The following is a 10,149-nucleotide window of genomic DNA, read 5'->3' on the forward strand; positions in this document are numbered from 1 at the left end:
GATCCTCTCGATAGAATCGAGCCCCCCTGCGAGTAGAAGTACGCACACGAATCCCCTCGCTCAGCCTTCGTCATTACGCCTTCCGTCTCATGCCCCACCGCCCCCTCATCTCCCGCCGCACAACCCTGCGCGGCCTCGGCGCCACCCTCGCACTGCCTTTGCTCGAAACCATGGGCTGGGCGGAGTCCGGCAAAGGCAGGGCCACTTACAAGCCTCCTGTCAGGCTTGGCTTCATGTACATGCCGCACGGGGTGGTCATGGATCAGTTCTGGCCCGCGAGTGCGGAGAGCTTCCTCAACTCGCCGCCGCCTGCTCTGGAATCCCTGCGTTCCGTGCTTGATCAGTGCTTGCTGATGAAAGGCATCTCGGGCGTGCCGATCTCTCCGTTCAACGGCGCGCCGCATGCGCTGGAGCTTTCCACCTGGCTCACGGCCTGTCTTCCGGACGCGGACAAGCGGGATCAGATCCACATCGCCATCTCGGCGGATCAAATCGCCGCGAACTACGTGGGCGGACTCACCTCCCTGCCTTCCTTGGAGCTGGCCACCATGCCGCAGACGCACAAGGAAAATCAGGAAGGGCTCAACGAAGGCTACTACTCGCATTGCAGCTACCGCTCGCCCACGCAGGCCGTTCCCGCAGAGACCAATCCCCGCAGCGTGCTCAACCGTTTGTTTGGCAAGTCAGACAAGCCCGGCAGCCCCACCCAGTCCGACCCGCTGGACCGCCAGATGCTCGATCTCGTCATCGGCGGTGCCAAGGATCTGCGCACGAAATTACCGCAGGGCGATCAGCATAAACTCGACGAATACCTCGACAGCGTGCGCTCCGTGGAGCGCCGCATCGCCGCCCTCGAGTATCGCCAAAAAGAAGCAGCCTTGGAAAAGGCCGGCGTCAGCGCCAGCAAGCGTAGCGCCTCCGACTCACCGCCCATCGAAATCAAAATCCCCGTGAGCGACAAGCGCAGCGAGTACATGCAGGTCATGTGTGATCTCAACGTGCTCGCTTTTCAGACCGACACCACACGCGTCAGCACCTACATCGGCTCCACGCCGAACGGAGTTTCCTATCCCGAGCTCGGCTTCGCGGACATGCATCATTCACAAACGCACCACAACAACAAGCCGGACATGGTTGCCAAACTCGCCGCCATCACCGCCTTCAACATCGCGCAGTTTGCCTACATGGTGAAAAAGATGCACAGCCTGCGGGAAGGGGACGGCACCCTGCTCGACAACTGCCTCATGATGTGGGGCTCCGGCCTCGAAGACGGCAACAAGCACAGCCGCGAAAACCTCCCCTTCATCATCGCCGGCAAAGGCGGCGGCTCCGTCAACACCGGCCGCTTCCTGCCCAACATCAAAGGCAATCAAGGCGACCTCCTCACCACCCTGCTCGCCTGCACCGGCGTGCCGCTGGATCGCCCCATCGGCCTCGCGACCAAGCAGATCACGGAGATGAAACGCAGCGCGTAGGTCCACGCTCCTTCAGCGCAAGCTCCGCCCCTTTCCCCCGTTTGCCTTCTCTGCATGATCTCCCTCCGCACGCTTTCCCTGCTCCTCGCTCTCACCCCTTCGCTGCTGCCCGCAGAAGACTGGCCGCAGTGGCGCGGCCCGCGTCTGGATGGCACCTCCAAAGACACCGGTTTTCCCATCTCCGCAGATGGCAATGTCACCTGGAAAGTCGAACTCCCCGGCAGCGGCCATGCCTCACCCATCGTCTGGCAGGACCGCATCTTCATCGTCGCAGCACTCCCTGAAAACGAAGAGCGCGCACTCCTCTGCCTCGACCGCACCTCAGGCAAACAGCTCTGGCAGTCCACCATACTCAAAGCCCCCACTGAAAGCATCCACAAGCTCAACAGCCAGGCCTCCAGCACCCCCGCCACCGATGGCGAGCGCGTCTTCACCGCCTTCCTCGATAACACAGAAACAGACGTCACCCGCGCCATCAACGCCGGCAAAGTCTTCGGCAAAGGCGAAGTCCCCAAAGGCACCGTCGTCATCTCCGCGCACGATTTCAGCGGCAAACAAATCTGGCAGGTGCGCCCCGGCCTCTTCTCCAGCAAGCACGGCTTCTGCTCCAGCCCCATCGTTTTCGAAGACAAAGTCATCGTCAATTGCGACCACGACGGCGACGGCTACATCGTCGCCCTCGCCAGAGCCGACGGCAAAGAACTCTGGCGCATCGCCCGCCCCAACAACACCCGCAGCTACTGCGTCCCCCTCATCCGCGACATCGCCGGACGCACCCAGATGGTCCTCTCCGGCACCCTGTGCGTCACCAGCTACGATCCCCGCACCGGCAAACTCCTCTGGATCATCGACGGCCCCACCGAGCAGTTCGTCGCCTCCATCGTTTACAGCGAACAAACCGGACTCCTCTACATGACCGGCGGCTTCCCCGAGCACCATCTCCTCGCCATCAAACCCGACGGCAGCGGCAACGTCACCAACACCCACATCGTCTGGCGCACCAACAAAGGCGTCTCCTACGTCCCATCACCCATCATCGAAGGCACCCACCTCCTCAACGTCTCCGACTCCGGCGTCGCCCACTGCTTCGATGCCAAGTCCGGCGAGATCCAATGGGAAGAGCGCATGCGCGAGCACCACGCCTCCCTCACCAGCGCCGAAGGCCACGTCTTTTTCATCAACGACTTCGGCATCCTCCGCACCGTCCAGCCCGACAAAACCTACAAGCTCCTCGCCGAAAGCGAACTCAAAGAAAAAGTCTTCGCCTCCCCCGCACTCAGCGAAGGCCAGCTCTTCATCCGCACCGACAAAAGCCTCATCTGCCTCGGCAAACGCACCACCAAAACCGCCGCGCGGTAAGTGCAGCTGGCGTTGTAGTTTCGCTCGCCCAAGAAACGAACGCTGAAATCGTAATCAGGAAAAGACCCGGCGATGAAAACGACACTCAGAGTTCTGCTTCTTGTGTTTGCCCAGTTGGCATTGGGGGCGGATGCTCCCACCTACGAGGGCTACGAGAGAGATCGCGTTTTGATTCGATCCACCTACCGCCTGTCGGCACCCGTGGTCAATGCCTCCAGCGGAGAAGCCATCCAGGCCGCTCATCGAATTTTCAAAAACATAAGGTTTGTCGGACGCTCCCGTGCACAGGTTTTGGCGATTCTCGGAGATCCGAAGACGATCAGCGGTTACGGAGTCGCGGCAGATGCCGCAGCCGACAGCCCGCTAACCTACCGCTTTGACTCAGGTTTCGGCGGATGGGAGTATGTCATTCGATTTGCGAAGGGTGTTGTCACGCAGGTTGATCAGAAAGGTTTGGACTGACGCCTAGTTGTTCAAGACCACTTAAAAGACTTTTAACCCACGCCACCTCATGCTCCTCCGCTCACTCTCCCTCCTCCTCGTCACCACCCTCACAGCCTTCGCTGCCGAGCCCCTCCCCGCATTCCACGGCTCCATCGAGCGCCTCGATCCAGCCCTCGACACACTGCTCGCTCCCGACGCAAAACTCGAAGTCCTCGCCTCCGGCTTCAACTGGTCCGAAGGCCCTGTCTGGCACGATGGCGGCATCCTCTTCTCAGACGTCCCCGAGAACACCGTCTTCGGCTGGAAAGAAGGCGACACCGCTGCCAAAGTCGTCCTCAAACCCAGCGGCAGCCTCAGTGGCGACGCCCAAGGCTCCAACGGCCTCCAAGTCGATACTCAGGGAAATCTCATCCTCTGCCAGCACGGCGAGCGCCGCATCGCACGCCTTGAAAAAGACGGCACCTTCACCTCGCTCGCCGACAAGTTCGAAGGCAAGCGCTTCAACAGCCCCAACGATCTCGTCATCGCAAAAAGCGGCACCATCTTCTTCACCGATCCCCCCTACGGCCTCAAAAAAGGCGAAGCCCCAGAGCTCCCCCAGCACGGCGTTTACTCCGTCACACCTGCCGGCAAAGTCTCACTCGTGATCGCAGACATCCGCTTCCCCAACGGCATCGCACTCAGCCCCGACCAGCACACCCTCTACATCGCCGTGTCTGATCCCAAGGACACCCGCATCATGGCCTACGATCTCCAAGAAGACGGCACCGCAAAAAACGGCCGCGTCTTCTTCAATGCCCAGCCCCTCAAAAGCGCGGATCGCAAAGGCGGCTGCGACGGCATGAAGGTGGACACCAAGGGCAACATCTGGACCACCGGCCCCGGCGGCGTCCTGATCATCAGCAAAGACGGCAAACACCTCGGCAGCATCCTCACCGGCCAGGCCACGGGAAACTGCGCTTTCGGCTGCGCAGACCACACGACCCTCTACATCACCGCAGACATGTTCCTCCTACGCGTGAAGACGCTGGCGAAAGGGCTTTAGTTCTACATTGTTAGACTTGATCGTCAGGCAGGTTGCTTTCGGCTGACGTCTCAGCGCAGCAAAGTAGCCTTGTTCCTGTGGAACAAGGAACGCTCCGCCTCGCCCTAGACGCTTAACAATGTAAAATTAGCACGTCGTCGAGATATCCTGATCCCATGCGCGAGTGTTGGACTACGGAGGCAAACTCCAGACTCGTGGCAAGCGATTCAGTTGTCAGGCCCTGGCGTTCATCTAACGCAGGGGGATATCAAGAGCCTATTCGCCACTGCCAGATGAGAGGCACGAGGGTGCAGCTGGTCAGTGTGATAAAAACCAGGCCGTAGCGCAAAAAATAAACATCCCATCGAGTCAGCTTACAGGGTCTGCGAAGAACGACGAGCACGGCTGTGCTCCAGAAGGCAACCGAGCCATAGACGATAAAGTAAAAGGATTCTTCTCCTGAGGCTATCAGACCGTCCAGAAACCAAAGCAGAAATTGCACCGCCACGCCTGTCCATAGAAGTGTTCCCACCTTAGGATCGAACTTCATGTCGATTTTGAGCTTCATGCCGGTTTGCTGAGTGGTGTTGCCCTTTCTTTTACCATTACAAGCCGGAGCGAATCAATCAAAAGGACGCTGTAGGGGTCACCAGCTTCACCAGCGCCAGCCCATTCATCACCGCCTTCGTCACAAACGACCCCGGCTCCACATACTCCGGCAGCTTGCTCCCATCCGCCGTCCGCTCAGAGCAGTGCGCATTAGCCCCATAAGGCCCCAGACCATCCAGCGTCGGCGCCAGGTGCCACAGGTGGTTCGCATCGCTCAATCCACCGCGCGGCACCGAGGTCGCCGCAAGCCCCATCATCGCAGCCGCCTCATGCCAGAGGTGAAACAAAGCCTCCGACTCCACGCCCCCAGGCCACGCAGCCGTGACACCGATGCGCTCCGCCGTCAGCTTCGCGCCATTCGCAGCGGTGCCGCTCAGTCCCGCAAAAAGATCATCCGCCTGCTGCAATGCCGCAGGCTCCGTGGCCCGGCACTCCCACTCAGCCACAGCTTCATGCGGCACGCGGTTCACCACCGTCCCACCATTCACCAGGCCAATGTTCACCGTGCGCTCAGCTTCCGCATTCGTCAGCGCAGCAATGTCTGGGAGCACACGCGCCAGCGCATCAATGGCATTGATGCCCTCATGGTGCTTGCTCCCCGCATGCGCGGCCCTGCCTTCGGCTTTCAGCCTCCATGTGCTGCGCCCTTTGCGTGAGGTCACGATGTGCCAGCCCCGCTCATCCACCGGCCCGCCTTCAAACACCAGCACCGCGCGCGCCTTTCCTCCGCAGCGTTCAGCCGTGGCATGGCCAAAATCATCACCAATGATCTCTTCCGCAGCATTCGCCGCCACGATCCAGTGCGTGTGCTCAAAGACATCCGGCGCCGCATCCCGCAGGCTTTGCAGCATCAGCCAGATCAAGGCGGTGCCGCCTTTGTTATCCACCGTGCCCGGTCCATAAATACGCCCTTCATCGGGTCGCTCGTCCCATTTGAAATCATTCAGCTCCTCCTCCTCGGCCGGAAACACCGTGTCAGAATGCGTCACCAGCACGATGGGTTCTCCACCCTCACCGCGATGCGTGAGAAACAGGTGATGCCCCGTGCCCGGAGTGCTGCACCGCGCAAGTTCAGCCCCAAAACCCAGCGGCGCAAAGGCCACCGCAGTCAGCCGTGCCACCTCATCCACACCCGCAGCATTCGCGGTGAAACTGTTGGTGCCCACAAGTCGCCGCAACAAATCCAGCGCCGCCGGGAGGTGCCGCTCTGCCGCCGCTTGAAGAAGAGAAACGTTCATCGCGGTACAGCGCCAATGCCAGGGCGGTTTGGCATGATGAGGTTGCCAGCGGCATCATACGTGATGCCCGCGAAGTCGTCATTCGCGACATAAAAATGCCCGTCTAGGTCGATCAAGTCCGCCCACGGTGCCAGGTGCGCCGCCGCAGTCGTGCCTAGGCTGGTTTCAATCATGCAGCCCAGCAGGATCTGCAGACTCTGCTCCTTCGCCGCCGCCATCATCGCCACCGCAGCGTCAAAGCTCCCGCTTTTCAGCAGCTTGATGTTCACACCATCCACGAAGTCGGCCAGCGCCACGATGTCCTCCACCGTTTGCACACTTTCATCGGCAAAGATCGGCGGCGGATTCCCAGGCAGCAGCGCCCGCAGTTCCACCCATCCTTCGACACCGAGCCGGTGATGAATCGGCTGCTCGATCAGCGTCGGGCTGTATTCCGCCAGCTTCTCAATCATGAGCGGAGCTTCCGCCATGTCCCAGCCCCCGTTCACATCCAGCAGCAGTTTCGCCTCAGGCGCAGCCATCCGTGCCACGGAGACAATGGCAATATCCAGCCCCAGATCACCGGAACCAAGTTTGAGTTTGAGCACCGGAAATTGCTCCGCGATCTCACGCACCTTCTCCGCAAAAACATCGAGATCCTCCGGAATGCTGAACGAGCGGCAGCCCGGAGGAGCGGCATGCGCCGACACACCCAGTTTCGACTCCGCGTAAGCCGCTAGAGGCCGGTCAGTCTCGTGGCCAATGATGTCGTGCCGCAGCAGATTCAGCGCGAGGGCAGCGGTGCGCGGCAGGTGCTCCGGCAGCACGGGTTGATTGAGCAGGGCCAGCGTCAGCGCCGGATCTTCCCCATAGTAGGGGACAAACGGGGCCTCGGTGACGCGTTCACCATTGGAGACACGCAGCACCTGGCGCGTGGCGGAGGTGCCGTGGGCGATGCGAAAGGGCTCGCTTAGCTGAAGGGTTTTGATCTCGAAGTGCAAGGCGCGCAGTCAAAGGTCAAGAGCCCCAATGGTCAAGGAATCCTGTCTCAATTTGAATGGATTCGCCTCCAGCGCATTTTAAAATCTGCACCATCTAACTCGCACCAAATCTGCGGCTGAGCAGATGGATTGAAGTGCGCCAGACACTCCTTTCTGTCGATCAGCGCCCCCACTTCCCCGACCACATATAGCGTCTTCCAAAACAGATTTCCGGATAGAGGCGCATGGCGACGCTCGACGGCGCTTGGAGGACCAAACGCCCTACCAGCGGTGGGCATGCCCCAGCGCTGGTAGGGCTGGCTGTCCTCAGCCAGCCGCCGTCGACCTGTCCTTTGTAGCTCGACGCAGGAGAGCGAAGAAGGAAGCCCATGATCTGCGATCAAGAGACAGCCCGCTAAACGGAAATGAGTTTTAAAAACTGCTATAGAAAAGATCGTCAGGCTTGTCAGCAAGCTGCTTTCGACTGCCATCCAGGCGAAGCAAAGTAGCCTTGTTCCTGTGGAACAAGAAACGCGCCGCTTCACCCCAGACGCTTAGAGCATTTTAAATTATTAGGTGTGTTTGATCACGTGGCGCACCCTCAGGTCGGAGCGTGCAAAAGAACGCAGGCCACGACACACTCGAAGGCACAGGAGGTCCTGAGCAGTCCAGGACGCATAGCTCAGCGGGCACCAAGTTTTTCCAACACGGCCTGATTTTTATTACTGCTGCTTCGCGTCACGGCTGAACATCCGCTGGAAAAGATTCTTCTTCCTCGCAGGCACCTCCACCGGCTCAGGCGCAGGTGGCGGTGGAATTTGTGGGAACCGCTGTGCCGCCTGCGTGCCCGATGTGGTGCGGATGTCTTCGCTCAGCGAGGTCTCACGGACGCTGTCGTTGTCAGTCACGACCTGCGGCTGAATGAAAACGATCAGCTCTTTGCGGGTCACGCTGTTGTTGTCCGTGCGGAAGAGCTTGCCCAGACCTGGGATTTTGCCGAGGAAGGGAATGCCGTTCTGCGCCAGGTTCTTTTCCTCGGAGATCAGGCCGCCCAGCACGATCGTGTTGCGGTCCGGGATGGTCACCGAGGTGACGAGCTGCTCGGTGCCGATGATCGGCACGAGGTTGGGCGTGATGAGCTGGGTGCCGATCAGCGTGTCATTGATTTGAGAAATGGTCAGAGTCACCTCGCCATCCGTGTTGATCAGCGGCACCACCTCCAGTTTCAGCACCACGTCAAGATAGCTGGTGGTGGAGGTGACGGTGCCGTTGAGGTTGGCGGCATTGGTCACGGTGCTCGCCGGATAAGGCACTTTCCGACCCGAGGAGATCACGGCCTTTTTGTTGTTCAGCGCGAAAATGGAGGGCCTGGAGAGGACTTTGAAATTGTTGTTGGTTTGCAGTGCATTGAGGTAAATGCCCAGGCCGCTGCCGGCGGCTCCATACAGGTTCAGGCCGGAGGCGGGGCCGAAGGGTGCGGTGACGACATTGTTGCGCAGGTCATTGATGGCGCGCCCCGCGCCTCCCGTCGTGCCGAGGATGTCGGTGCGGTTGGTGATGCTGCTGGCGCTGAAGTTCTTGTTGGTCAGGGAGGAGATGTAATCAATCCCCGTGGTCATCGTGTCGGTGAGGGTGAGTTCACCGATGACGGTGGCCAGGTAAACCTGGGATGGCTTGCGGTCGAGTTTGTCGATCAGTGCATCCACTTTGGAAATCTCCTCCTGCCGGCCTATGACAATGATGGTGTTCGACATCGGATCGGCCACGATGCGGGATTTGCCGACAAGCACGGAGACCGGCGCATTGTTTTCCGTGGGGCCGGAAACGACGTCAGCACGTGAGCTTCCGGTGCTGCCTGTTGATGTGCCGCTGGTTCCTGAGGCCGCGCTGGCGGTGTCAGAGCCGGATGTGGCTGCTGCGGTATTACCCACCACACCACCTCGTGTGCCCTGGGTGGTTCTGCCGCCGAGGAGCTGGCTGCTGTTCGTAGCCAGCACCTGCTGCCGCTGTTGCTGGATGCTGCCGCCACCGGGCAGCTGGGTGCTGCCGGCGTTCACTTCCTGCAGCCGGTCCACCAGCGCACTCAAGACATCCAGGGCCGCAGCGTACTTCAGCTTGCGCTCATACGGCTCCGTACTCTCCAGCGGTTTGTCAAATTCGGCAATCAGGCTCGCCACGTAGGTGTAGTCCAGCGGCGAGGCCACGACGAGAATCTGGTTCAGGCGCGTGTCTGCAACGACCTGCGTGCTGGGCTGCGGACTGAACGAACTTTGATTCGATGACTGCGGTGAGTTGGCTTGGCCTGCTGATTGTTTCGGATCTTTGTCCCGTCCATCACTGACGGCCGTGCCACGGATGGTGTTCAGGCCCTTCGTTTCTTTTTCCTGCGCCTGCGCATTCAAGGTCGCCTGAATGATCTGGGCGATCACCGCCGCATCGGCGAATTTGATCGGAATGAATTTCGTGACGAGCGAGGAGCCCGTGTCGCCAAGATCAATGGCTTCGCGAATGCCGATGAGCTGCTTGACGATGGTGGCGCTTTCTGTGATCAGCAGCCCCGGCGGGGAGGTGACGGGGGTGATTCTCCCATACGCACCCAGTCCGACGTGACCGGAGAACATGGCGGCAGCCACCTCGGGATCGATGAAATCGAGCTTCATGAAGTAGGACACGATGCTTTCACCGTCGGGGATATCCTGGGCGCTGGTGTAAAATCTCACCCCGTGGGAGAACTGCACGGCATTGGCGCTTTGATTGCGTGCCGGCAGAATCTTGGCGCTGTTGCTGCCAGGTTCGGTCACAATGGCATAACCATTCGCGAGCAGGGAGGCCTCGATGAGCTTGATGGCTTCGGCTTTGGGCACCTGTTTGGGTGTGACGAGGCTGATGGTCGCTCCTTCAAAGATGTTGCTGTCTTTGATCAGCGTGTAGCCCGTGAGCTTTTCATAGATCGCCAGCAGGTCGGCCACCGGATTGTTGGCAAACTGCATCATGACGTTGTCACCGGTGATCACAAAGGCCTCGGCCTCTCCCGGTGCTCC

9 protein-coding genes are annotated in these 10,149 nt (G+C 60.0%); 4 read left to right on the forward strand and 5 right to left on the reverse strand.

Annotated features, from left to right (window positions below; genetic code table 11):
• Positions 1–89: 89 nt before the first annotated feature.
• The 4 genes from PSV43_RS11120 (at position 90) to PSV43_RS11135 (ending at position 4,323) form a co-directional block, all read left to right on the forward strand.
• Positions 90–1,475, forward strand: a complete 1,386-nt coding sequence (locus PSV43_RS11120) for a DUF1552 domain-containing protein (RefSeq protein WP_300196749.1) — start codon at positions 90–92, stop codon at positions 1,473–1,475.
• 54 nt (positions 1,476–1,529) lie between these two features.
• On the forward strand, positions 1,530–2,834 hold the full coding sequence (locus tag PSV43_RS11125) for a PQQ-binding-like beta-propeller repeat protein (protein ID WP_300196751.1): 1,305 nt from the start codon (positions 1,530–1,532) through the stop codon (positions 2,832–2,834).
• 72 nt (positions 2,835–2,906) lie between these two features.
• The gene (locus PSV43_RS11130; RefSeq protein ID WP_300196753.1) at positions 2,907–3,296 is read left to right on the forward strand and encodes a hypothetical protein; all 390 of its coding nucleotides are present in this window, start codon (positions 2,907–2,909) and stop codon (positions 3,294–3,296) included.
• Between the two features lie 49 nt (positions 3,297–3,345).
• The gene (locus PSV43_RS11135; protein WP_300196755.1) at positions 3,346–4,323 is read left to right on the forward strand and encodes an SMP-30/gluconolactonase/LRE family protein; all 978 of its coding nucleotides are present in this window, start codon (positions 3,346–3,348) and stop codon (positions 4,321–4,323) included.
• 247 nt (positions 4,324–4,570) lie between these two features.
• Here PSV43_RS11135 and PSV43_RS11140 read toward each other — a convergent pair whose 3' ends face one another.
• From PSV43_RS11140 to PSV43_RS11160, 5 genes are all read right to left on the reverse strand, one after another.
• On the reverse strand, positions 4,571–4,870 hold the full coding sequence (locus PSV43_RS11140; RefSeq protein WP_300196757.1) for a hypothetical protein: 300 nt from the start codon (positions 4,868–4,870) through the stop codon (positions 4,571–4,573).
• 58 nt (positions 4,871–4,928) lie between these two features.
• On the reverse strand, positions 4,929–6,149 hold the full coding sequence (locus PSV43_RS11145; protein WP_300196759.1) for a M20/M25/M40 family metallo-hydrolase: 1,221 nt from the start codon (positions 6,147–6,149) through the stop codon (positions 4,929–4,931).
• A complete protein-coding gene (locus PSV43_RS11150; protein WP_300196761.1) occupies positions 6,146–7,129 on the reverse strand; it encodes an enolase C-terminal domain-like protein in 984 nt (327 codons plus the stop codon). The genes PSV43_RS11145 and PSV43_RS11150 overlap by 4 nt, the downstream gene beginning before the upstream one ends.
• A 47-nt stretch (positions 7,130–7,176) precedes the next feature.
• Positions 7,177–7,599 (reverse strand): hypothetical protein, encoded by a 423-nt coding sequence (locus tag PSV43_RS11155; RefSeq protein ID WP_300196763.1) that lies wholly within the window; start codon positions 7,597–7,599, stop codon positions 7,177–7,179.
• A 231-nt stretch (positions 7,600–7,830) separates the two neighbouring features.
• Positions 7,831–10,149 (reverse strand): secretin N-terminal domain-containing protein (locus tag PSV43_RS11160; RefSeq protein ID WP_300196765.1); only part of this gene is annotated, 2,319 nt, incomplete at its 5' end.

The organism is Prosthecobacter sp. (assembly GCF_029946185.1).
Taxonomy (GTDB): domain Bacteria; phylum Verrucomicrobiota; class Verrucomicrobiia; order Verrucomicrobiales; family Verrucomicrobiaceae; genus Prosthecobacter.